The 21,928-nt window shown below is 57.9% G+C and carries 21 protein-coding genes and 1 tRNA gene; 6 read left to right on the forward strand and 16 right to left on the reverse strand.

Going from position 1 to position 21,928, the window contains the following annotated elements; translation table 11 throughout:
- Positions 1 to 3: 3 nt before the first annotated feature.
- Positions 4 to 1,209 carry a 3-oxoadipyl-CoA thiolase gene (gene pcaF, locus BLW50_RS16515; RefSeq protein ID WP_090704519.1) on the reverse strand — a complete coding sequence of 402 codons (1,206 nt, stop codon included), beginning with the start codon at positions 1,207 to 1,209 and terminating at the stop codon, positions 4 to 6.
- A 268-nt stretch (positions 1,210 to 1,477) separates the two neighbouring features.
- On the opposite strand from pcaF, the gene mntR reads away from it, so the two are divergent.
- Positions 1,478 to 1,957 carry a manganese-binding transcriptional regulator MntR gene (gene mntR / locus BLW50_RS16520; protein ID WP_280141498.1) on the forward strand — a complete coding sequence of 160 codons (480 nt, stop codon included), beginning with the start codon at positions 1,478 to 1,480 and terminating at the stop codon, positions 1,955 to 1,957.
- Between the two features lie 112 nt (positions 1,958 to 2,069).
- Positions 2,070 to 2,900: a universal stress protein gene (locus tag BLW50_RS16525; protein WP_090704521.1), complete on the forward strand. Its 831-nt coding sequence runs from the start codon at positions 2,070 to 2,072 to the stop codon at positions 2,898 to 2,900.
- Between the two features lie 61 nt (positions 2,901 to 2,961).
- On the opposite strand, the gene BLW50_RS16530 is transcribed toward BLW50_RS16525, so the two are convergent.
- Together BLW50_RS16530 and BLW50_RS16535 are read right to left on the reverse strand one after the other, a co-directional pair.
- A complete protein-coding gene (locus tag BLW50_RS16530; protein WP_090704523.1) occupies positions 2,962 to 3,507 on the reverse strand; it encodes a dihydrofolate reductase family protein in 546 nt (181 codons plus the stop codon).
- 177 nt (positions 3,508 to 3,684) lie between these two features.
- Positions 3,685 to 5,193 (reverse strand): MFS transporter, encoded by a 1,509-nt coding sequence (locus BLW50_RS16535; RefSeq protein ID WP_139267645.1) that lies wholly within the window; start codon positions 5,191 to 5,193, stop codon positions 3,685 to 3,687.
- 193 nt (positions 5,194 to 5,386) lie between these two features.
- On the opposite strand from BLW50_RS16535, the gene modB reads away from it, so the two are divergent.
- Positions 5,387 to 6,082, forward strand: a complete 696-nt coding sequence (gene modB / locus BLW50_RS16540; RefSeq protein ID WP_244544274.1) for a molybdate ABC transporter permease subunit — start codon at positions 5,387 to 5,389, stop codon at positions 6,080 to 6,082.
- Positions 6,079 to 6,762 (forward strand): ATP-binding cassette domain-containing protein, encoded by a 684-nt coding sequence (locus BLW50_RS16545; RefSeq protein WP_090704529.1) that lies wholly within the window; start codon positions 6,079 to 6,081, stop codon positions 6,760 to 6,762. Before modB ends, BLW50_RS16545 begins: the two co-directional genes overlap by 4 nt.
- On the opposite strand, the gene BLW50_RS16550 is transcribed toward BLW50_RS16545, so the two are convergent.
- On the reverse strand, positions 6,742 to 7,101 hold the full coding sequence (locus BLW50_RS16550; protein WP_244544275.1) for a winged helix-turn-helix domain-containing protein: 360 nt from the start codon (positions 7,099 to 7,101) through the stop codon (positions 6,742 to 6,744). The two genes, BLW50_RS16545 and BLW50_RS16550, sit on opposite strands and share 21 nt — an antisense overlap.
- Positions 7,098 to 7,583 (reverse strand): tRNA (N6-threonylcarbamoyladenosine(37)-N6)-methyltransferase TrmO, encoded by a 486-nt coding sequence (gene tsaA, locus BLW50_RS16555; protein WP_090704531.1) that lies wholly within the window; start codon positions 7,581 to 7,583, stop codon positions 7,098 to 7,100. The genes BLW50_RS16550 and tsaA overlap by 4 nt, the downstream gene beginning before the upstream one ends.
- Before the next feature lie 163 nt (positions 7,584 to 7,746).
- Between tsaA and BLW50_RS16560 the strand changes: the two genes are divergently transcribed.
- Positions 7,747 to 7,823, forward strand: a tRNA-Arg gene (locus BLW50_RS16560).
- Positions 7,824 to 8,127: 304 nt separating this feature from the next.
- On the opposite strand, the gene BLW50_RS16565 is transcribed toward BLW50_RS16560, so the two are convergent.
- Positions 8,128 to 9,087 carry a PDR/VanB family oxidoreductase gene (locus tag BLW50_RS16565; protein ID WP_244544276.1) on the reverse strand — a complete coding sequence of 320 codons (960 nt, stop codon included), beginning with the start codon at positions 9,085 to 9,087 and terminating at the stop codon, positions 8,128 to 8,130.
- A gap of 305 nt (positions 9,088 to 9,392) precedes the next feature.
- Here BLW50_RS16565 and BLW50_RS16570 point away from each other — a divergent pair, with 305 nt between their 5' ends.
- Positions 9,393 to 10,388, forward strand: a complete 996-nt coding sequence (locus BLW50_RS16570; RefSeq protein ID WP_244544277.1) for an NAD(P)H-quinone oxidoreductase — start codon at positions 9,393 to 9,395, stop codon at positions 10,386 to 10,388.
- A 252-nt stretch (positions 10,389 to 10,640) separates the two neighbouring features.
- Here BLW50_RS16570 and BLW50_RS16575 read toward each other — a convergent pair whose 3' ends face one another.
- The 10 genes from BLW50_RS16575 to BLW50_RS16620 all read right to left on the reverse strand — a co-directional run bounded on the left by BLW50_RS16575 (position 10,641) and on the right by BLW50_RS16620 (position 21,808).
- On the reverse strand, positions 10,641 to 12,083 hold the full coding sequence (locus tag BLW50_RS16575) for an NAD-dependent succinate-semialdehyde dehydrogenase (protein ID WP_090704535.1): 1,443 nt from the start codon (positions 12,081 to 12,083) through the stop codon (positions 10,641 to 10,643).
- Between the two features lie 158 nt (positions 12,084 to 12,241).
- A complete protein-coding gene (locus tag BLW50_RS16580; protein ID WP_090704537.1) occupies positions 12,242 to 12,646 on the reverse strand; it encodes a GFA family protein in 405 nt (134 codons plus the stop codon).
- Between the two features lie 27 nt (positions 12,647 to 12,673).
- Positions 12,674 to 14,011: an MFS transporter gene (locus BLW50_RS16585; protein ID WP_090709233.1), complete on the reverse strand. Its 1,338-nt coding sequence runs from the start codon at positions 14,009 to 14,011 to the stop codon at positions 12,674 to 12,676.
- Positions 14,012 to 14,028: 17 nt separating this feature from the next.
- Entirely contained in the window at positions 14,029 to 15,252 is a 1,224-nt protein-coding gene (locus BLW50_RS16590) for an NAD(P)/FAD-dependent oxidoreductase (protein WP_090704539.1), read from the reverse strand.
- Positions 15,249 to 15,572 (reverse strand): 2Fe-2S iron-sulfur cluster-binding protein, encoded by a 324-nt coding sequence (locus BLW50_RS16595; protein WP_090704541.1) that lies wholly within the window; start codon positions 15,570 to 15,572, stop codon positions 15,249 to 15,251. The genes BLW50_RS16590 and BLW50_RS16595 overlap by 4 nt, the downstream gene beginning before the upstream one ends.
- Before the next feature lie 15 nt (positions 15,573 to 15,587).
- A complete protein-coding gene (locus BLW50_RS16600; protein WP_090704543.1) occupies positions 15,588 to 15,812 on the reverse strand; it encodes a ferredoxin in 225 nt (74 codons plus the stop codon).
- 24 nt (positions 15,813 to 15,836) lie between these two features.
- The gene (locus BLW50_RS16605) at positions 15,837 to 17,078 is read right to left on the reverse strand and encodes a cytochrome P450 (RefSeq protein ID WP_170850201.1); all 1,242 of its coding nucleotides are present in this window, start codon (positions 17,076 to 17,078) and stop codon (positions 15,837 to 15,839) included.
- A gap of 530 nt (positions 17,079 to 17,608) precedes the next feature.
- Positions 17,609 to 19,243, reverse strand: a complete 1,635-nt coding sequence (locus BLW50_RS16610) for a GMC family oxidoreductase (protein WP_090704548.1) — start codon at positions 19,241 to 19,243, stop codon at positions 17,609 to 17,611.
- 144 nt (positions 19,244 to 19,387) lie between these two features.
- Positions 19,388 to 20,371: a Bug family tripartite tricarboxylate transporter substrate binding protein gene (locus tag BLW50_RS16615; protein WP_170850202.1), complete on the reverse strand. Its 984-nt coding sequence runs from the start codon at positions 20,369 to 20,371 to the stop codon at positions 19,388 to 19,390.
- 330 nt (positions 20,372 to 20,701) lie between these two features.
- Positions 20,702 to 21,808: a YeiH family protein gene (locus BLW50_RS16620; protein ID WP_090704553.1), complete on the reverse strand. Its 1,107-nt coding sequence runs from the start codon at positions 21,806 to 21,808 to the stop codon at positions 20,702 to 20,704.
- Positions 21,809 to 21,928 lie beyond the last annotated feature (120 nt).

A 21,928-nucleotide genomic window follows, 5' to 3' on the forward strand; every position in this document is an offset into this window, starting at 1 on the left:
AAGTCAGTTGACGCTTTCCAGGCCCAACGAAATGCCCTGGCCGACGCCGATGCACATGGTCGCGAGCGCGCGCTTGGCCTTGCGATCATTCATCTCGATGGCCGCAGACAAAGCGATGCGCACGCCCGACATGCCGAGCGGATGACCGATGGCGATGGCGCCGCCATTGGGATTGATGTGTTCGGCATCATCCGGCAGGCCGAGATCGCGCGTCACGGCCAGCGCCTGCGCGGCGAAAGCCTCGTTCAGTTCGATCACATCGAAATCGGAAATTTTCAGGCCGAGCCGATCCATCAGCTTGCGTGTTGCCGGCGCCGGACCAATGCCCATGATGCGCGGCGGCACGCCGGCGGTCGCCAGGCCCGTGATCTTGGCCAGCGGCTGCAAGCCGTATTTCTGCACAGCCTTGCCCGACGCGATGAGCACGGCAGCCGCGCCATCGTTGACGCCGGAAGCATTGCCGGCCGTCACCGATCCGTCCTTGCGGAAGATCGCCTTCAGCGCTGAGAGCTTGTCGAGCGTCGTCGCGCGCGGATGTTCGTCGCGATCGACGACAGTCACATTGCCCTTGCGATCCTTGATCTCGACCGCAACAATTTCACGCCCCAAGCGGCCGTTCTCGATGGCCTTCGCCGCCCGGTTCTGGCTGCGCAGCGCGAAGGCATCCTGATCCGCCCGTGAGATCTGCCGGTCGGCGGCGAGATTCTCCGCCGTCTCGCCCATGGCATCGACACCATATTGGGCGCGCATCTGCGGATTGATGAAACGCCAGCCGATGGTCGTGTCTTCGACGGCGGCCTGGCGCGAGAACGCTTCCGTCGCCTTGGCCATAACGAAAGGCGCGCGCGACATGCTCTCGACACCGCTGGCGATGGCGATTTCCATTTCACCCGCGCGGATGGCGCGCGCGGCCGACCCGACCGCATCGAGCCCCGAGCCGCACAGCCGGTTCAAGGTGACGCCGGGCACCTCGAGCGGGATGCCAGCGAGCAGCAGGCCCATGCGGGCGACGTTGCGGTTATCCTCGCCCGCTTGGTTGGCGCAGCCGGCAAAGACTTCCTCGATGGCCGAGACCGGAACCTGCGGCACTTTCGCCACCAGGGTCTTGAGCACATGGGCGAGAAGATCGTCCGGACGAACCGATGAGAGCGCTCCGCCGTAGCGGCCGACAGGCGTGCGGACACCCGCGCAAAGGAAAACGTCATTCATCGATCGGCTCCATTTCTTGTCGGCCCAAGACAGGCACCAAGGCAGGTCCCCAAACAGGCGCGCTAACGGGCATTCCGGGTGCCTTTTACGGGGCGAGCCAGCCGATGGCCAGAGCCTTCGATCGAGAACCCTTCACAGCGCCGATTGAGAATACTTCCAATATCAGCCAGACTGAACGACATCCCGCCCGCGATCCGTTAAAGTTGACGCCGCCGCCGATTTGGCCATTGTTGCCCCCGACGGCGGCCGCCCCCGGCCGGAGATGGATATGGCTTTGAAGGGTATGGTATTGAAAGGAAAGCCGCAGCCTGCGGCGGCGACGGTTGCCATGCCCGCCGAGACAACCCAGGCGAGTCGATTCGGCAAAACACGGACGGCGCAGTCGACCGCGTTGATGGAAGACTATGTCGAGCTGATCGCCGACCTTCTCGCCAATCATGGTGAAGCGCGGCCGACCGACGTGGCGCGCCGGCTTGGCGTGTCGCACGCGACCGCCATCAAATCGATTGCCCGCCTGAAGCGCGAAGGCCTGGCGACGTCAAAACCCTATCGCGGTGTCTTCCTGACCGATGCGGGGCACCAGCTTGCCGACCGCGTGCGCGCGCGCCATCGCCTGGTGGTCGACGTACTCCTTGCCATCGGCGTTCCCCTCGAAGCGGCGGAAGCCGATGCCGAGGGCATGGAACATCATGTATCCGACCTGTCGCTCGCCGCATTTTCCAAATTTTTGAAAGAACACGGCAACTAATCGGGTCTTTCCGACGTTTCAAACACGCCCTTTTGCCAAACCCGCAGCGGGTGTAGTTTACACATGCTGTCACGGTGAGGGCCGACGGCGGCGGACGTTGGAAGGGGATACAATGAAAAACATTTTGGTGCCGATCGAAATGCACTCGACGGTCGACTCTGTTCTGCAGACCGCTCTCGTGCTGGCACGAAAATTCGACAGCTATATCGAAGGGACGCCATTGGGGCCTGATCTTCCCGATCTTGTGGCCTTCGATATGCCCGTGAGCTGGACGATCAACGATCAAAATTCATGGAAGGAGCTGGCTGACGAAGCGCATCGCAAGTTCGATGCGACCATGTCGGGAGCCGGAATCGCCAGCAAGGCGGCCAATGGCAGCGGCCCCTCGCAGGCCTGGTCAGGCGATCATTCGCTCGGCGACAGCCAGGTGGCGAGCTATGCCCGCGTCTTCGACGTCACCGTGCTTGGCCGGCCGGGATCAGAACGCGGCGACCCACGCATGGCGACATCGGAAGCCGCCCTCTTCGAGAGCGGTCGCCCGATCATGCTGGCGCCCCCGCGGACTCCTTCGACATTCGGCGACACCGTTGTCATCTCCTGGAACCAGAGCACGGAAACCGCACGCGCCACCGCCTTTGCCATGCCCCTGTTGAAGAAAGCGAAGAAGGTTATCGTCTTGACCATCGAGAACTTCGTTGTCGATGGCCCCACCGGCGAACAATGCGCCCAGATGCTGGCGCGCCATGGCATCGCTGTCGACGCGGTGAGCCGGCCCGGCGGCAAGAGTTCGGGCGAAGACATTCTCGACCAGACGGAAAAGCTTGGCGGCGACCTCCTCGTCAAGGGCGCCTATACGCAGAGCCGGTTGCGACAGATGATTTTCGGCGGCGCCACCGCCCATATCCTGGCGAAGGCGAAACTGCCGGTGTTCATGGCGAACTGATCTGGCCTGCGAACACTCCCTTAAATCTCAAGCCCGGTTCTGATCCTCAGAGCCGGGCTTTTCATTGCTCGCGCGCCTCTGCGGGAACGTAAGTCAGCCTGATCACGTTCTCGCCAAAGCGATCGCTGGCCACGAGGCGCAGCGGCGGCCGCGGACCGGCGAAGAACGGCTTGCCACTGCCAAGCACGACGGGATGGATATACAGTCGATATTCGTCAACCAGACCAAGGTCGGTCAGGCTTCGCGCGAGCTCCGGTCCGGCAACTTCAATTTCCCCCTCCACTTGCGCCTTCAGCCCGCGTATCGCCGCCCCGACGTCATCCACGATAAGAGTGGCATTCGGGCCGACGGACTTCAGCGAGCGCGACACGACCCATTTCGGTTGGCTCCGCCATGCCGCCGCATAGTCGCGCTTCTCCTCATCCCACTCGGAATGGTCTTCATCCCAATAGCGCATCACCTCATACATGCGACGACCGTACACGCAGCCGGCCAGGCCGCGCACGTCGTCAATGAAATGGCGAAAGAGCGCAGGTTCGGGCACAAATGCCATATGGTCCACATAGCCATCGAGGGACTGGTTCAAAGCAAACACGAGTTTCGCCATGCTGCAGGATCTCCTCCCCAAATGAGCTGAGGCTATGCAGAAAAGAAGTTGATTACAATCTGACCGCTTCGTTGGTGGAACCAAAACCGAGAGGTCCGCTTTCCGGCCTGAACCCAGAAAGCAGATCGTCCTTTAAACCATCCACTCTCGGTCATTCCCGATTCAGGGGTTCACGGCCTAAACGCGCCGCGACGGATTGAACCAAGCGAGCACCGCGCCACAGCCACTGACAACCGCCAGCAGCAGATAGGCATTGCGGAAGGCGGCGGCGATCTCGCCCATGACGATCTCGCGCCGTTCGCTCGCCAATTCCTGCAAGGCCGTTGGGCCATGATCGAGAATGCCGGCAAACATCCGCGCTGCGTCCGGATCCGTCATCGACAGAGAGGCAAACAGAACCGTGGCGAACAATGTCGTGCCAAGCGCCGCGCCAACCGTGCGCGCGAGTTGGATCGACCCGGAGGCGGCGCCGAGTTTGCGCCGGCCAGCCAGCGTTTGAATCGTCACCTGCACGACGCTCATCACCGTGCCCATGCCAATCGCGGCGATGCCGACGGCAACGGCCACTTCCATGAACGTCATATGCGCCGAGTTGAAGGCAAAATTGATCATGCTGAGCGAGGTAATGATCAGGCCGACAGACGGCGCGATCATCGTCAGACCGGTGCGGGTGATGAAGCGGCCGGTGAGCATAGACGTCGCGGCGATCGACCCCGTCGAGATGAGCAGAATCCAGCCGACCTTCTGCAGCGGCGCAATACCCATGATGTGCAGATAGAGCGGCATGAAGGCGATGAAGGCCGTCAATGTCGCGCCATGAGCGACGCCGATGAGCTGTGTCATCCAGACGCCGCGCTGGCGCATCAGGTCGATCGGCAGCAAGGGCGACGGCGTGCTTTTCTCCTGCCGCAGCAGGAAGAACAGCGCCACGGCCGCGAAGACAAGCAGGCCGACGATTAGCGGGACTGCCGAAACCTCGAATGTGCGGGCATTCTGCAAGGCCAGCAAGGTCGGAATGACAACGCAGGCAAACAGCACCAGGCCGAGAAAGTCGAAATTCCATTCACCCTTGTTGCCGGGCCGCGCCTGCAACCGCATGGTCAATACCACAGCGATGAGCGCCGCCGGGATATTCATGAAAAACACCGAGCGCCAGCCGAACGTCAAAGTCAGATAGGCGCCCAACAACGGGCCGATGGCGGTGGCGCTGACGGAAATGGCGGCGAGATAGCCCTGATATTTGCCGCGCTGGCGCGGTGGCACCACTTCGCCGATCAAGGCCTGCGACATGCTCATCAAGCCGCCACCGCCAAGGCCCTGAATGAAACGGGTCAAAGCCAGAATCATCACCGAAGGAGCGAGCGAATTGAGGACAGCGCCCAGCATATAGATGCCAAGCGCGATGAACATCAGCCGGCGCCGGCCGAAGCGATCGCCAAGATAGCCATAGAGCGGCGCGGCGATGGTCGAGGCGATCAGATAGCTGACGATGATCCAGGAAATATGCTCGACGTCGCCGAGCGAAGCGGCGATGGCCGGCAAGGCCGTGGCGACAATGGTTTGATCGGCGATCGCCAGAAAAATCGGCAGCATGATCGAGGGGAAGACACGCAGGAACATGCCGCGCGTGTCGGCGGGGAAAGCTCCCGAGGTTTCCTCTGGCGGTAGTGTTGTTGTTGAAGTCAAAATCTCGTCCCGATGCCGGACTGCGGCGCATGAACTCTTCTATACGGGCCTGATAGACTGTTACGCCGCGCCCGCCAATCGCCAGAAAGAAGCCAAGCTTGCGCGGTGCGACTATTGACACTGTCGCGCTACGTTATATCCGATGATATATAACGCATATCTCCAAGACAGAGCATCAAGGCAGAAGTATTTCGTGTTCCACCTTTCCGACGTCGAGACCACCGCCATCATCCTGAGCCTGAAGGTCGCCCTTGTGGCGACCTTGGCGAGTCTGCCGCTGGCGATCGCCGTCGCCTGGCTGCTGGCGCGTTGCCGCTTCCCCGGCAAGGGACTGGTGAACGTGCTGGTGCATCTGCCGCTGGTGATGCCGCCAGTCGTCACCGGCTATTTGCTGCTGATCACCTTCGGGCGCCGGGCGCCGGCGGGCGAATTTCTCGAAACCTGGCTCGGCCTGGTCCTGTCCTTTCGCTGGACCGGCGCGGCGCTGGCGGCAGCGGTGATGGCCTTTCCGCTGACCGTGCGCGCCATCCGCCTGTCCCTCGACGCCGTCGATACAAAGCTTGAAGACGCGGCCGCAACGCTGGGCGCGCCGCCGTTCCTCGTCTTTCTCATGGTCACCTTGCCCCTGGCCCTGCCCGGCGTGCTCGCTGGCACCGTGCTTGGCTTTGCCAAGGCGCTCGGCGAATTCGGCGCGACGATCACCTTCGTTTCCAACATTCCCGGTGAAACGCAGACCATCGCCTCCGCCATCTATACGACAACCCAGACGCCCGGCGCGGAAGACGCGACCATGCGGCTGACGATCATCGCTGTCGTCATCGCCGCCGCGGCCCTTGGCCTGTCGGAATATCTGGCGCGCCGCACCTCTGGCGACGGGAACCGGCGATGAACATCACCTTCGATATCGATCACCGGCAGGGTGAATTTTCGGTCGCGGCTAAAGGCGCGCTGCACGGCCCCGTCAGCGTGCTGTCGGGCCCGTCGGGATCGGGCAAGACCACTTTGCTCAACATCTTTTCCGGCCTGGTGCGGCCGCAGGCCGGCCGGCTGACCTTCGACGACACCGTCTGGTTCGACGCCGCCGCGAAAATTTTCGTGCCGCCGCACCGCCGCCGCATCGGCTATGTGTTCCAGGAAGGCCGCCTGTTGCCGCATCTGTCCGTGCGCCACAACCTGACCTTCAGCCACTGGTTTCGCCGGCCCACTGGCGTGGCCCCCGCGCTGACGGATGTGACCGACCTGCTCGGCATCACTCCTCTGCTCGATCGCGGGCCACGCAACCTCTCCGGCGGCGAGCGGCAGCGCGTCGCGCTGGCGCGCGCCCTGCTCGCTTCGCCCGCCCTGCTCCTGATGGATGAGCCCCTGGCTTCACTCGACGAAGCGCGGCGCGACGAAGTGCTGCCCTATATCGAAAGCGTGCGCGATCACTTCAAAGTGCCGATCGTCTATGTGACCCATTCTTCCGAAGAGGCCGAGCGGCTTGGCAATGAGATCGTCAGATTGCGCAACGGGCGGATCGAGGAGATCGAACGGCGCGATACGTCGACCTCACTCGCTCTCGACGGGTAACGGGCGCAGCTTGGCCGCCAAATCGGTGATTTCATCGGCGAAGCGCCGGCTCGTGTCGCGCTCCATCTCGCGATAGAGGCCGATCAGCTTGTGACCGAATTCGGTGACTCGCGCATGGCCGCCCCCCTTGCCGCCGAGCTGCGTTTCCAACACCGACATTTCGAACATGCTGTTGACCTCGTCCATCAACAGCCAGGCGCGCCGATACGACATGCCTAAGGCACGCGCCGCCGACGAGATCGAACCATGGGTATCGATCATTTCCAGCAGTTTGATCTTGCCGTGCCCCAGCTGCTGCTGCGAACTGAAGTCGATCCTGATCGTTACGCGCGGCGTCACGTTTCCCCCGCTTTGCCCTGAGCCGGCCCGAGCCAATGCGGACAGGTTTCCGGCTTGATATCGATCAAAGGCGTGCCATCGATGCAATCAAGACCGCGCACGCTCAGCACATTGCCCTCAACTTTTTCCAATTTGACCAGCGAGGAGGCGATGGGATTGGGGCGGTTTGGCGAGCGCAGAGCGAATGTGCCGGTCGCCTCGCCGTTCGAGCGCGGCGATTGCAGCAGGAGATCGCGGCGCGCCTCATGCATCCAGTAGAGAATCTGCAGATATTCGTGGCCAGCGATGTCGCTGAGGGCATCGCTCCAGCGCGGGTCGACCTCGATCCGGCAGGACGGTCCCTCCAGATCGCCCTTGCGCGGGCAATCGCGGCGGCTCGGCCAGGGCGTGCGGATGGCGCCGATGAAGAACAGGGCCTCGTCGCCCCGCTCCGGCAGATGCCCCAGGCGTTCGCCGGCACGTATTTCCGTCGTCGTCGGCATGAAACCGGCTTCTCCTTGCTTTCGATGGATTTAGCCTATTTCCACTGGCATGCCCACCGGCGCCACACTGCCCCACCAAAAGCCCTCGGATTACCTGGAAATTGGCTTGACGATGACCGACGAACGGTTCATTTCTGCCCCCGGTCGCGGTTCCCGCGCCCAGGCACCCGTAGCTCAGCTGGATAGAGCGCTGCCCTCCGAAGGCAGAGGCCAGGGGTTCGAATCCCTTCGGGTGCGCCAATTTCATATTTATATCAATAGCTTGTGCGGTGGAGAATTCTCTGGCCGTTCATGCCATTTTTGCCACGTAAGCATTACGCTTGGCAAAGGCCCTCTTTTCAAAAGCTCAAGAGAGCTCAGCGGCTATTCTGGCGCATGCATTTCGGCCTGCAACGCGGCAACCCAAGCGAAATCGATCGAACGGGGGCCAAGCATGCGAAGCCGCTATCGATTGATCGCGTGAAGCTCAAAAGTCATTTCCGAGAATACTCGTCAGCTATTACGAGCCCGGAATCCGCTCAGTTGCGTCGACAGCCTGTTGGGATCAGAGATCGAGAACCAGCAGGTCGCTCTTCGAGCCGGAGCAGCAGATCATCATGGTCTTGCTCGCCTTGCGCTCGGACTCGGTCAGAATGTTGTCGCGATGGTCCGGCGTGCCGGAAATGACCACAGTCTCGCAGGAGCCGCAGACGCCTTCCTCGCAGGAATAGCTGACGTCGATGCCCGCATCGCGCAGCACGTGCAGCAGGGTCTTGCCCGGCGGCACGGTGAATTCCTGCCCGGAACGCTCCAGGCGCACCTTATAGCCGCCGTCGAGGGCCGCGGCCTCCTTGGCGGTGAAATATTCGATGTGCATCTGGCCTTCGGGCAGGTCCTTGGTCGCCGCTTCATAGGCGTTGAGCATCGGCACCGGGCCGCAGCAGTAGAAATGCGAGCCCGCTGGCGCGGCCGCGACAATGCCCGGAATGTCGAGGAACTTGCCGTTCGATTCCGCATCGATGTGCAGCTTGACGTTCGGCAGCTTGGTCAATTCGTCGATGAAAGCCACTTCCGGCCGCTCGCGGCAGGAATAGTGCATTTCCCACGAAGCGCCGAGCTTCTGCAGGCGTTGCGCCATGCACCAGATCGGCGTGATGCCGATGCCGCCAGCGACCAGCACCGTATGGGGCGCCGTCTCGTTCAGCGGGAAATTGTTGCGCGGGCCGCCCAGTTGCAGAACCGTGCCGACCTTCAGCTGGTCGTGGATGAACTTCGAGCCGCCGCGGCTGGCGCGGTCCTTCTTGATGCCGACCACATAGGCGTTCGGATCGCCCTCGGCGGTCGTCAGCGAATATTGCCGCATCATGCCGTTGGGCAGATGGATGTCGATATGGGCGCCCGGCGCGATCGGCGGCATCGGCGCGCCATCGAGACGACGGAACTCATAGAGGTTGGTATCCAGCGCCGCAAAACGGATGGCGGTCAGGCGGACGTCAAAGGAGCAGACTGTTCGGTCACCGGTCACAATTCCGTAGTTTTTGTTCCCGGCGTCTCAGCACCTCGACTGAGTGGATAGTTTGAATGGCCGGGCGTTGTAGCCGCCGCGCACAAAACAAAAAAATGCCGTTTCGCCAAGAGGCAAATATATCATATTTCGTAATCATTCGATCCAGTTATATTCATTGTAATTGGCACCCACTCCCCTTCAATGCACCGAGAGGGGCGTCAGATATCCGGTGCACGCTGCTATGTACCGCTACATAGACGCGTGCTGAGAGCCCTTGTCGAATTTGTGCGCTAGTCACGCTAAAGAACGAGAAGAGGCTGGGGATGATCTCTGCAAATGACATGAACGCCGTGCGTGCGCGTGCGTTTGGTGCACCCGACGTATTGACGACGCAACGCCAACCCATTCCTGAAGTCGGCGAGAACGAGATCCTGATCAAGGTTGCGGCAGCGGGAATGAATGCTGCAGATTTGTCCCAACGCCGCGGTACCTATGGCGGTGCTTCGGCCGCAATTCCCTCCATTCTGGGACTGGAGGTATCTGGGCATGTCGTCACCAAAGGCCGCAACGTGACAATGTGGAATGAAGGAGACGCTGTATGCGCTCTACTGAACGGTGGCGGTTATGCCGAGTTCGCCGTCGCCCATGAATCTCTCTGCCTTCCTGTCCCGAAAGGAATCGGATTGTATGAGGCCGCCGGGCTACCCGAAGCCGTCGCCACAGTGTGGCTGAATGTCTTTGACCTCGGTAGGTTGATGCCTGGCGAGACCTTGCTGGTACATGGTGGCGCCGGCGGCATTGGCACCATGGCCATCCAGTTGGCGACGGCTCTTGGCTCGCGTGTTGTGGTGACGGCTGGAAGCGACACGAAATGCGCCGCTTGCATTCATCTGGGTGCAGTAAAAGCGATTAACTACAAGGAAGCCGATTTTCTTGAGGTACTGCAGCAAGAAAAAATAGGTATCAACGTAGTGCTGGAGATGATCGGAGGCGACTATCTCGGTAAGGACCTTGATTGCCTGTCCGCAGGCGGACGGATCAGCATTATCGGTCTCCGAAAGGGCGGCCAGGTCAATTTCGACTTCTCTAAATTGCAAGCCAAAGGCGTGGCCGTAACCGGGTCGCGCCTGATGCCGAAGAGCATTGCCGAGAAAACACGTCTGTTCGAGTCTATCAGGAAAGTCGTTTGGCCACTGATTGAACAGGGTCAGATGACGCCGGTGATCTCCGAAACATTTCCACTCGCCGAGGCAGCCAGAGCGCATACGGCTATGGAAGCCGGGACACACGTCGGCAAGCTGCTACTCACGGTGTCTTAAGCGATAATCGAAAAGCGAGAGCGACGCCCGGCATATGATCTCGGCCGAGGGTCGCGATCATCTGTTTGAATGGGCGCCCAACATCTCGTCCGGTTGAAGAGCGGAAAAGATTACTTCCCGCCTTCAACCTGGCTAGAGGACCGCCTGCAGGAACGATTATTTATCCTGCCGAAGCGAGGGGCGCCGATTTCAACCCGATTGACCTCACTGCGCCTATCAGCGGTGCAGATAATTTTCTCCATCCCCTCACGATCATACTCGCGCAGTCCGCTGCAGCACCGTTTTCATGATCGTGTAAGGCTCCAGGCTCTGGGCACCGCCCTCCCGCCCGATGCCGCTTTCTTTGATTCCACCGAAAGGGGTATCCGGACCACAGCTGCCGAAATGATTGATTGACAGCACCCCACACTCCAACTCACGTGCGAGGCGCTCCGCTTCCTCGAGCGAATTCGTGAAAGCATAGCCAGCGAGCCCTACCGACAGGCTATTGGCGAGCGCAATTCCTTCATTCAGGTCGGCAACCTGCACGCAGAGCGCCAAGGGGCCGAATGGCTCGGTGAACATTGCCTTTGCCTGCACCGGCACATCGGCGAGAACGGTGGGCGCATAGAAAAACCCACGATCACCGATACGCCGGCCGCCAGCAGCAATTCGCGCACCGGAAGCTTTGGCATCCTGCACTAGCTCCTCGATCGCCATGAGACGCTTATTATTAATGAGTGGCCCCATCTGAACGCCCGCTTCGAAGCCGTCGCCCACGCGGATTTCATTTGCGACCTGAACGAATGCGTCGACAAAGGCGGCATACGAATCCTTGTGAACAATGAAGCGCGTCGGCGAGGCGCAAAATTGTCCACCCAAGCGTATCTTGGCGTTGCCTGCGAGCCTGCCGATTGCTGCTGCATCAACATCTGAGCCGATCAATACCGGTGCGTGGCCTCCAAGTTCCATCAAGACAGGCTTCATGGCTGCGGCGGCGAGCTGAATGAGGTGTTTACCGACCGATACAGATCCGGTGAAAGTCACCATGCGGATGACCGACGAGGCAATTAAGGTTGAAGAGATCAACACTGGATTACCAAAAACAAGATTCAACACACCCGGTGGCAATCCGGCATCGATGAAGCACTGTACGAAGGCACAGGCCGTGCCTGGCGTTTCTTCAGCCGCTTTAATGATCACCGAACAACCTGCAGCGATCGCCCCGCCGATCTTTCGAGAGGGCGCGGCGATCGGGACGTTCCATGGCGTAAAGGCGGCTACTGGGCCGATCGGAAGCCGATGTATCATCTGCTGTATCTGCGGCCCGGCGGGAACGATACTCCCATAGATACGTTGCGCTTCTGCGGCGTCCCATTCAAGAAACGCAGCAGCGCGTGCGACTTCATTGCGCGCGTCGGTAAGCGGCTTGCCCTGCTCAAGCGTCAGAATCCGCGCGATCGCATCGGCCCGCTCGCGTACCAGAGCGCTAGCCCGCAACATAATTTGTGATCGTTGCAACGCTGGAGTATCGCGCCAAATACGAAAGCCTCGTTCCGCTGCCGAGAGAGCGTTCGAGAGATCCTCCGGCGTGGCGCCAGGCACAGTGCCGAGAGGCGCTTCATTGCTCGGGTTGACGACTTCGACGCAGGAGTGACGATCATAAATCCACTGGCCGTCGATATACAGACCGATGCGAGGATAGGTCGAATCCATGATAGCTTCTCTCGAAATTGTTGGAAATTTTCGGCGGTGAACTTACTTCTGTCTCTCGCTTTGGAGAGATTACAACCTATACCGCGACCTCTTGCGCGCATCGGCGCGTGCTCTTGCCACCAAGCTGAATGAATCCTCGCGGCTTGGTTGGGAATATCCTACGGCTTCCGTGGGGTTCTCTCGACATACTGAGGCAGGGAATCGCGGATTTCGTACCAATCTGCTTTCGAGCCGACAAAGATATGCGCCATCGGTCCCCTTGTTGCCCTATCAAGGGTGCCAAGCCGCAACCGAAGGACACCGGGAAGACTGTCACGCCTGCTCATGATTGGCGAACCACAAGCGGAGCAAAACGTACGATGAACGCCCTCTGAGGTACTAAAGGTTTTAAGCCGCTCATTCCCACTGACGATTTTGAACGAAGTATCGGCTATCGCGGAATTCGCGGCAAAGGCGGAGCCACTGGCTTTTCGACAACGCGAGCAATGACAGTATACCGCGTCACCGAGCTCGCCATTGACTGCATACTTTATTGCACCACATAAGCAGCTTCCTTCGTACATGGTCGGATCTTTCGTTGCTCTGACCGACTATCTCGCAGCCTCGTTACATGAAGCGTTCACGGGAATCGCAATCAGCAAAACAAGAGCGCCCACCAATGTGAGGCCACCGGATATCGTAAGCCCGAGATAGACGCTTCCCGTTTTGGCCGTCATCCAACCGATGAGAGTTGGACTTACGAATGCCGCCAAACCACCTAGACTGGTGATGAGAGCAATGCCGCCGGCCTTGGTATTTCCGGGCAGGAATGTCGCCGGGATTGTCCAAAATACGGAAAAGGCACCATAGATCGCGGCCGAAGCAATTGAGAGCAGCGCGATGGCAACCGGTATGCTGCGAGCTGCCAATGGCAGAAGTGCAAAACTCAAGGCAGTGAAGGCGCAGCTCACGGTGAGATGCCAACGTCGCTCCATTCTACGATCTGAACTTGAGCCAATGAGATAGGTTCCAGCCGCCCCCGCTAAGAACACTACGCTCGACAACAGCCCCACATTGAACAGATCCTTCACACCAAGATCGTGAATGACGGTCGGGATCCATAATGACACGGCGTTGAACGATAGAATTATGCAGAAATAGACGAGAATTCCGATATAAACTTTGACGTTCTTCAATGCATCAAGCAGCGCATGTCTTCTACCAGGAGATATTCCCTTTTCCTCCGCCGCGAGATCACTAAGGATAATCGCTTTCTCGTGTTCGGTTAGCCATTTGGCATCCCGTGGCTGATCACTGAGGAAGAAGAAGGCGATGATGCCCAGGATAACGGCGGGCAACCCTTCAAGCAGAAACAACCATTGCCAGCCGTGCAGACCATGCAATCCGGCTAGATGGCTCATGATCCAGGCCGAGATAGGCCCGATAATGATGCCTGCTACAGCGGCACCCATCATGAGAAAACCAGTCGCCCGCCCTCGACGCGCTGCAGGAAACCAATAAGTTAGATAAAGCAGAACCCCCGGGAAGAATCCGGCCTCTGCAACTCCGAGAAGAAAGCGCATGACGTAGAATTGAATCGGCGATGTCACGAACATCATGCCGATCGAGACCAACCCCCAAAGAACCATGATGCGCAGTAGTGTGCGGCGCACCCCGACGCGCTGCATCATGATATTGCTCGGAACTTCAAACAGCGAATAGCCGATGAAGAAAAGCCCAGCACCAAATCCGTAAGCCACCTCGGAAAAACCGAGGTCACTCATGAACTGAAGCTTCGCAAAACTAATATTCGCGCGATCAATCTGGGCGACGAAGTAGCAAAGGATCAGAAAGGGCATGAGACGAATAGTCACTTTGTAATAAGTCTGCTCGATTTTGTCGGGCAGCTCGCCAAATGCGACTGACGGGTGTGGTTGGGAAGTGTCCATTTCGAAGTCCACCAAAGTTATACCAAGGATTTGATGGCGGCCTTCAGGCCCATTTCAGCGATGGGTTGCAGTTTCGACAGCGAGAGCGCGGTATTATCGGCCAGTAGCTTTCGAATGGCCACGTGATCGCTCGGGCTATTGATGGACTCGCCGTAAACCAATTTGCTATTGCGCCACCCGAGCACACTGAAGGTGTTCGATTCGACAGAACCGGTCAGCAGCCAGTTCTCCACGCGGTCGATGCGTCCAGCCATCTGAAGTCGAACGCCTGCTTGCTGAGTCCAAAACCATGGAACATCTGGCACCGGCGCAGAAACGCCAGCGATCGTCGCCGCGACCCGTCGAGCATGGTCTGCCGCATTGCCGATGGATTCCAGCCGTATGGCGCCCCCTTCATCATCCTGGAAGCGAGCACAATCGCCGATCGCGAAAATGTTTGGATCCTGAGTACGTAGCTTCTTATCCACGATGATGCCGTTATCAAAATCCAGGCCCGCGTCGGCAACCCACCCGCCATTTGCGAGAGCGCCGACCCCCTGGACCACGAGATCGGCCTCGACATGAGATCCATCCGACAGATCGACCCGCCGAACACGACCGGATTCCCCAATGACTTCTCGAACGGCCGCATTGAAGCGGAAATTCGTTCCTGCCTCCTCGTGCCGGGAGCGCATATAGGTTGACGTGAATTCGCTTGCAGTTCGCGGCATCAAGCGTCCCGCCGTCTCCATGACCGTCACGGGAATCCCGCGCTTGGCCGCCGATGACGCCAATTCCAGCCCGATGAAACCCGCGCCGATGACTCCGATCTTGGTGGCGGACGTCAGATCGTCTCGCAACGCTATGGCCTGCTCCAGCGTATGCAGTTGATGCATACCAATCAGCGGGTTGTCCGAGAGCTTGAGCTGTCGCGGATTGGATCCGAGAGCCAGGATGAGCGTCGCATATTGGATGCTCCCTGTGTTCGTCTCTACAATCTTTTGCGCCCGATCAATCCCCAACACCTCGCAGCCGAGCATCAAATCGATATTGGCGCCCGAAAACGCATCGGCCCCACGTAACGCAAGATCTTCTGGACCACCTGTCCCATTAATCCAGGTTTTCGACATTGGCGGGCGCTCGTAAGGCAGAAAGTCGCTCTTATCGAGCACCGCGATCGGCCCGGTATAACCGCGCTCGCGCAGGCCAAACGCCAGGTCGACGCCACCGTGCCCGCCCCCGACGATAACGACGCCGCTCATCGTTGATACTTAGGAAGATGAACGACCAGATTCTCATGTTCTGGCGTGACGATGATTGCACATGACAATCTACTATTTGGAAGTCGATCAGATGCCGTGGCCTCAAGCATTTCGTCTTCGTCAACCGATACTTCCGGCATCGTGTTGCGAAACTCTTCGGCAACATAGATATGGCAGGTCGCACACATCTGTTGGCCGCCGCATTCCGCATAGATGCCCGATATACCGTTGAGCTGCGCACTTTTCATCAAACTGGTGCCGACCGCACAATCAATGGTCTTTGACTTACCGGCGGCATCTATAAAAATCACATTGGGCATTGCGTCCTCCGGATGTCATTCAACGTCGTCACGCGGCTGCAATTTCAACGCCTGTTTCGGGCACCGACGAACCGCCAGCTTCACCCGTTCGAGAACTTCCGGCGTTTCGGGCTGGGACGTAATCCGCACCACTTCATCATCCTCAGCGTACTGAAAGATCGATTTTTCGATGCGCTGACATACCGCATACCCATCACAGACCTCTGGATCGACGCTCACGTTCCATTTCTTATCGATCATTTCGGATCCTCCTCCCAATACGATTCAACGCGAAAGACGTACCTGCACGTGCTTGAAGCCGTTGGATTGAAGGGACCTCTCACGAACGGGGTCTGCAATGACCTCGGCGTTGGGAAAACGAGCGAACAATTCTTGGAACAGCATCCAGATTTCTCGGCGCGCCAGGTGCGCACCCATGCAGAAATGCGGGCCACCAGCGCCGAAACTTTGGTGCGGATTCAAATCGCGCGTGATGTCAAAGCTGAAGGGATCCGGGAAGAGGCGCGGATCGCGGTTCGCAGCAATGAACCACATCGCGATCTTCTGCCCCTTTTTCATATGGACGCCTTTGAATTCGATGTCCTGGGTCAGAACACGTCCCATATGCTTGATCGGGGTCGCCCAGCGGATAATTTCCTCCGCCATCGTTCGTTCATGCGCCACAGGATCGTTCAAAAATAGCCGGCGTTGGTCGGGAAACTGCGTGAACGCCAAAATTCCGTGCGAAATCGCAGCGCGTGTCGTGCCGCTACCCGCGGCAATCATCAGGCCGAAGTATCCAGCCAGCTCTTCTTTATTGAGAGGCTCCCCTTCGACCTGAACATGAGCCAATTCTGAAATGAGATCGTCTTTAGGATCGACCAAGCGCTTCGCTGCGAGATCGATGCCGTACTCTCTAAGCTCCAAGACAGCCTGTTGCGGAAGCTCACGATTATCCGCGTATTCTGGCTCATACTCGGAGCGGGCGATTTGCGACAGTTTAAGCAGATGTCGACGATCAGCGTGCGGAACGCCGACAAGGTCGCTTACCATCTCGAAGGGAAGGATAGCCGCTAGGTCATCAACAAAATCGATCTCCTGGCCATCGGAGAATTGCGAGACCAGCCGGCGAGCATGCTCGCGCACTTGATCTTCGAGCTTAGTCACCTGGCGCGGCGTAAGCGCCTTGCTCACACGCTTACGGTTTACTGTGTGCTCAGGAGGGTCGAGCTCAATCAGCGCACTCGTACCGGGCCTGATCTTGGTACCGGGGTCGTGATACACGCGAATCCCGTATTTGCTGCTGAATCTCTCCCAGTCTTTGTTGACCTCGGCGATATCTTCGTAGTCAGCAAAGGCCCAATGTCCCTTACCGGTTTCGGCATGTTCGTGCCACGAGATCGGCCGCTCTTCGCGCAGAATCGCAAGCGCGGCATGAAAATCATCTCTGAGCCAGAAATCAGGATCGGCAAGATTGATCTCGTCGAGACCTAAAGTCGTTTGAAGTTCCGAGCCCCGTGACAGCATTTTTGATTTCCCTAAGACGGCGTCCATCGGATTTTTGGGGCCGATCCGAAAATCATTGAAGGAGGTCCTGATGTTGATTGCAATGAATATAATTGGAATAAATGATCACGGATCGTGATATATCAGCCATTGCCGACGCAGGGTATTCGCGCGTTTGATTGAGCGAATTTATACCACTATGACAGTTGAATACCCGCTGTCCTGCAACCATTTCTGAACATCCGGATTGCTGAGGAGAACTGATGCAGATGCCGGCATCGAGAGCGATATAAGCGCTCTCTTTGATGACCCGCGTCCGCTTCGTGCTATCGTCCGGGATGGATTCAAGTGGGGAGCTGTATTGTCGACCAGCTTTTGCGACAAACGAAAGTAGCAGTGAACGAGCGTTCAGCGTCCTTACTTACAAACTTGCTTCATCGGCACGGACGAATCGAGCAGGAGTTCCGTGTGACCCGCAAGCGCCACACCACTCGACTTGATGCCGGAGCACGACGCAAACTGCAGCAATCAAACTCGCTGCTCTCTTGAAGCTAAGCGTCCTCGAGGGCAGGCAGAGGAGCACGTCGCCTGATCATATCCGCGGCTTTTTCTGCCATCATCATCACACAGGCATTGGTGTGGGCGCCGATGATGTCGGGCATCGCCGACGCATCCACAACGCGCAGTCCTTCAACGCCTCGCACTTTGAGGTCGGCATCCAGAACCGCTTCCGGCGTCACCCCCATTGGACAAGTCCCCACCGGATGATGAACGGTCATCGCAGTCTGCTTGATAAAATCGTCAATTTCGGCGTCGGTTCTGATCTTCTCACCTGGCGTCTTCTCGACACCACGATAGGGTTCAAGCGCCTTTGAATAAGCTATCTCGCGGCCAAGTTTGAAACCCTCCCTCAATTTCGGCAGGTCGCTTGGAGCGGTAAAGAAGTCATAGCAGATGCGCGGCGCCGCGAATGGATCCGAAGAGCGCAGCAGGACCTTGCCGCGACTATCGGGATGAAGAAGGGTGGGACGGATGCCGTAGCCATCCTCGTAAGGCGCTTTTACGCCGGGAAACCAAAGGTGGGTCGCGGTGGGCACGCCTCGAAATATAAACTCGATATCCGGCACCGCTAGTTCTGGATTCGTCTTGATGAAAGCGTGCAATCCGCCCGGCACAACGGTGCCAGGACCAGAGCCAAAAAGATATGCGCGGAACATAGCCAAACCGATACGGTCAAAGCGCATATTCTCACGAAACAAGCTCGTATTTTTCGGCCGCGTGAACATATTGAGGACAGCGAGATGATCCTGGAGATTGTGCCCAACCGGCAAGTCTACAATCGGGTTAATACCCTTATCCCTCAAGTGCTCGGCCGGCCCTATGCCAGATAGCATAAGAAGCTGCGGCGTATTATACGTGCCGCAGGACAGAATGACCTCTTCTCGCGCCAAAGCCTCGTAGGCCAGCCCGTCTTTCAGGTAGGCGATACCACGTGCGTGCGTGCCGTCCATCAACAAACCCGTCGCGTGCGCATTCACTTCGACAGACAGATTGCGTCGCTTCTCCGCCGGACGGAGATAGGCGACAGCCGACGATGAGCGATAGCCGCGGCCGATCGTATACTGGCTCCGGCTGAAGCCTTCGCCTTCCTTACCATTGCAATCATCAACAATGGGCAGGCCAATCTCACGCGCCGCATCCATCCATGCATCGAACAACGGATCCCTGGTACGGCCGCGCTCAACCTGCAGTGGGCCATCTCCGCCTCGCCATGTACTGGCACCGTCGGCAAATGTTTCGCCGTGTTTGAAGTACGGCAGCACCTCAGCATATGACCAACCGCGGCACCCTTTCTGCGCCCAACGATCGTAATCACCGCGATGGCCGCGTGTATAAGCCATCACATTGACCGACGAGGAGCCGCCGAGAACTTTGCCGCGCGTCGCCTCGATCGTGCGGTTGTTTAAGTTAGGCTCCGGCTCTGTCTGATAGCGCCAATCGTGCAGATAATGCTCGTAGATCTTGCCGACGCCGATCGGGATATGGATCAGAGGATCTCGATCGCGGCCACCAGCTTCGAGAAGAAGGACGCTTGCGCCTTCATCCTCGCTCAATCGATTGGCGAGAACGCAGCCTGCAGAACCTGCTCCGACGATGATGTAATCGTAACTACTTCTCATCACCATCTGATCATTCCCTCATTCTCGGTGCCAACCGATCACAGTCTGACATCTGCTTGAGCCACAATGACGGGGCGCCGCCCAAACCGTCGGTTGACAGGTATTAATGCCGTCAACCGACGGTATCCGCGATCTGGATAGATTCAGTATTTACTGGCTATTCAGAGAAAAACCTGCCCGAACAATCGCCCCACGCCACTTTTCGATCTCGGTAGCGATGAACTTTTGGAAGTCCTCCGGCGTCGAGGCAACAATGTCAGTTTCTGCGCCTAGCACGCCCAATCGCGGTCGCAGTTCATCGGCTGCATTGGCTGCGCTTAGTGCTTTCGAGATCGCAAGGCGGATATCAGCCGGAGTGCCTCGAGGAGCCAACAGGCCGAACCAAACTGTCTGCTCCATTCCCTCTAGACCCGCTTCCGCGAAGGTAGGCAGATTGGGCACAGCTGGAGACCGCTTCGGGGCCGCGAGCGCGATGGCTTTCAATTGACCGCTTTCGACGTAAGACATGACTGCGGTTGTGAACATCATATCGACGAAGCCGCTCACTAAATCCTGCAACGCTGGAGCAACTCCACGGTAAGGAACCTCTCTTACTTTGATATCTGCAACACGGTTCAGCAATTCACCTGTTAGCTGGGTGGATGTTCCGGACCCGTAGGACACATATGTGAAGCGACCCGGATCCTTCTTCGCAAGCGCGACTAACTCCTGGACCGTATTGGCCGGAAAATTTGCGCGGGCCACCATGATCTGCGGCGTCGCGGTCAACTGCGAGATGGCATCGAAGTCTGCAATTGCATCATAGGGCAATGTCTTCTTGAAGCTCGGATTGATCCCGAAGCTCCCTATGCTTCCCATGAGCAATGTGTAGCCATCCGGAGCTGCCTGCTTAACCCGTACAGCTCCAAGCGCTTCGCCGGCGCCCGGCACATTTTCGACAATAAACGTCCCATTCAATCGACGGCCCAGCGCATCCGCAGCAACCCTCGCTATAGTATCCGCCGGCCCTCCCGCAGGGAACGGCACGATGATCTTGACCGTGTTAGGCCCCGGATAAGTCGTGGTAGCATGCGCCGTTAAAGGCACACCCCAGATTGCAATGACGCTAGCGACGATAGTGGCGGCTCGAAACATAAATCCCCTCCATGCAACTTTTGTATTTTGCGTTATGCAGACCTCCCTCCGAGGCCTTGGGTACGGTCGGCTCAAGCTGTGAGGATGAAGCTGTAAATTGCCGGCAAAGCCGGAAGCATCCCGCAACGTTTCATCGGATATTGAAACCGATCCAAAACATTGAAGTGGGGGCCGGCACCGATTGCAATGAATATAATTGGAATAAATGATCATAGAACGTGATATATCGGCATTGGCGATACGGGATGCCTTCGTACCACCGCTCAACAAGTCGCAACGACCATGTGCCTCGGGTACATAGAAAAGCGCGTTGGCCGCGGGCATGCTGGGCTAGATCAGAAAGATCGAAGACAGAACAATAATTGCGATCCAGACTGTTTCCCAAAGAAGAAGCATCACAGGCATCCACCCCACTTTGGCAAGGTTCGCTAAAGACGTCTTCATTCCAAGAGCCGATATCGCAGTTACAAGACACCAATTGGATGTTGCATTAATGATTCCAAGCGCATTCGGCGGCAGCTCGAATGTGCTATTGAAAAGAACCAAGCCAATGAAGCCAACAAGAAACAGCGGAATGCTTGGAAGTCGTCGCCTGCCATCCAATTCCATTTTGGACCGCGAGAAATATAAAGTTATTCCGAACACCACCAGTATCAAGCATGCAACACGCAGCAGCTTAACATAGGTCGATACATCTCCGACCTCCGGTGAAATCATATATCCGGCACCGACAACCTGCGCGACATCGTGAATCGTTCCGCCCAGGAACAAGCCAGCATCCACCGGCTTTAAGCCGGCGGAACTGACGATGATCGGATATACAATCATTGCAATGGTTGAGAGGGTCGTCACGCCGACAACCGTCAATGACGTATCTCTCTCCTTCCCGGGATAAGAAGGTAATGCCGTCGATATAGCCAGCGCTGCAGAAGCTCCGCAGATCGATACGGCACCGCCGGACAGAAGACCAAAGTGTGTGCTCAATCCAAGTTTACGTGCGAACCAGACACCAGCCATTATTGTCAGGAGGATACCAACAACAACAGTCGCTATGGGCATAAATCCGAGACTTGAAATCTGCGAGATGCTGATACGAACACCTAGAAGCGCTACGCCACACCTCAAGATCTGTCGGGACGCGAACTCAATCCCTGTGTGACACCGTTTCTCTTCGTATAGGAAATTAAAAGCGATCCCTAGGAGAAGGGCCAGCAGCATAACAGGCGCATTGAAATGCTGGGAAAGCCATGTGCCCGCAATACCAACTGTTCCCGCTGCGACTAGACCGGGATAGCACTCTGCCAGAATCTCGGCCGAACGCCCGCGAAGCCTCCTAAAACGTTGCGTTGGAGAGATCTGTTGAAAGGAATGCTGACCAAATTGACAATCTTCGACTGGATTTGGTGGATCCAACAATCTTCTTTCCGAATCGAACATGGTTGGCTCACCGATTGAGGATACGAATGGCCGTAACCAGGCCGGACTACCGGCCTAGGCGCGCTCAGGACGCGACATCAGCTTCGCGAGAGCCCTCACTTTCGTCGGGCTCTCGCAAGG

Origin of the sequence: Beijerinckia sp. 28-YEA-48, assembly GCF_900104955.1 — a bacterium.
Taxonomy (GTDB): Bacteria; Pseudomonadota; Alphaproteobacteria; order Rhizobiales; family Beijerinckiaceae; genus Terripilifer.

Coding starts and splice junctions, on each gene's coding strand:
- pcaF (WP_090704519.1), bottom strand. CDS start 1,209: ATGAATGACGTTTTCCTTTGCGCGGGTGTCCGCACGCCTGTCGGCCGC.
- mntR (WP_280141498.1), top strand. CDS start 1,478: ATGGCTTTGAAGGGTATGGTATTGAAAGGAAAGCCGCAGCCTGCGGCG.
- BLW50_RS16525 (WP_090704521.1), top strand. CDS start 2,070: ATGAAAAACATTTTGGTGCCGATCGAAATGCACTCGACGGTCGACTCT.
- BLW50_RS16530 (WP_090704523.1), bottom strand. CDS start 3,507: ATGGCGAAACTCGTGTTTGCTTTGAACCAGTCCCTCGATGGCTATGTG.
- BLW50_RS16545 (WP_090704529.1), top strand. CDS start 6,079: ATGAACATCACCTTCGATATCGATCACCGGCAGGGTGAATTTTCGGTC.
- tsaA (WP_090704531.1), bottom strand. CDS start 7,583: ATGCCGACGACGACGGAAATACGTGCCGGCGAACGCCTGGGGCATCTG.
- BLW50_RS16570 (WP_244544277.1), top strand. CDS start 9,393: ATGATCTCTGCAAATGACATGAACGCCGTGCGTGCGCGTGCGTTTGGT.
- BLW50_RS16575 (WP_090704535.1), bottom strand. CDS start 12,083: ATGGATTCGACCTATCCTCGCATCGGTCTGTATATCGACGGCCAGTGG.
- BLW50_RS16580 (WP_090704537.1), bottom strand. CDS start 12,646: ATGTACGAAGGAAGCTGCTTATGTGGTGCAATAAAGTATGCAGTCAAT.
- BLW50_RS16585 (WP_090709233.1), bottom strand. CDS start 14,011: ATGGACACTTCCCAACCACACCCGTCAGTCGCATTTGGCGAGCTGCCC.
- BLW50_RS16590 (WP_090704539.1), bottom strand. CDS start 15,252: ATGAGCGGCGTCGTTATCGTCGGGGGCGGGCACGGTGGCGTCGACCTG.
- BLW50_RS16595 (WP_090704541.1), bottom strand. CDS start 15,572: ATGCCCAATGTGATTTTTATAGATGCCGCCGGTAAGTCAAAGACCATT.
- BLW50_RS16600 (WP_090704543.1), bottom strand. CDS start 15,812: ATGATCGATAAGAAATGGAACGTGAGCGTCGATCCAGAGGTCTGTGAT.
- BLW50_RS16605 (WP_170850201.1), bottom strand. CDS start 17,078: ATGCTGTCACGGGGCTCGGAACTTCAAACGACTTTAGGTCTCGACGAG.
- BLW50_RS16610 (WP_090704548.1), bottom strand. CDS start 19,243: ATGGTGATGAGAAGTAGTTACGATTACATCATCGTCGGAGCAGGTTCT.
- BLW50_RS16615 (WP_170850202.1), bottom strand. CDS start 20,371: ATGTTTCGAGCCGCCACTATCGTCGCTAGCGTCATTGCAATCTGGGGT.
- BLW50_RS16620 (WP_090704553.1), bottom strand. CDS start 21,808: ATGTTCGATTCGGAAAGAAGATTGTTGGATCCACCAAATCCAGTCGAA.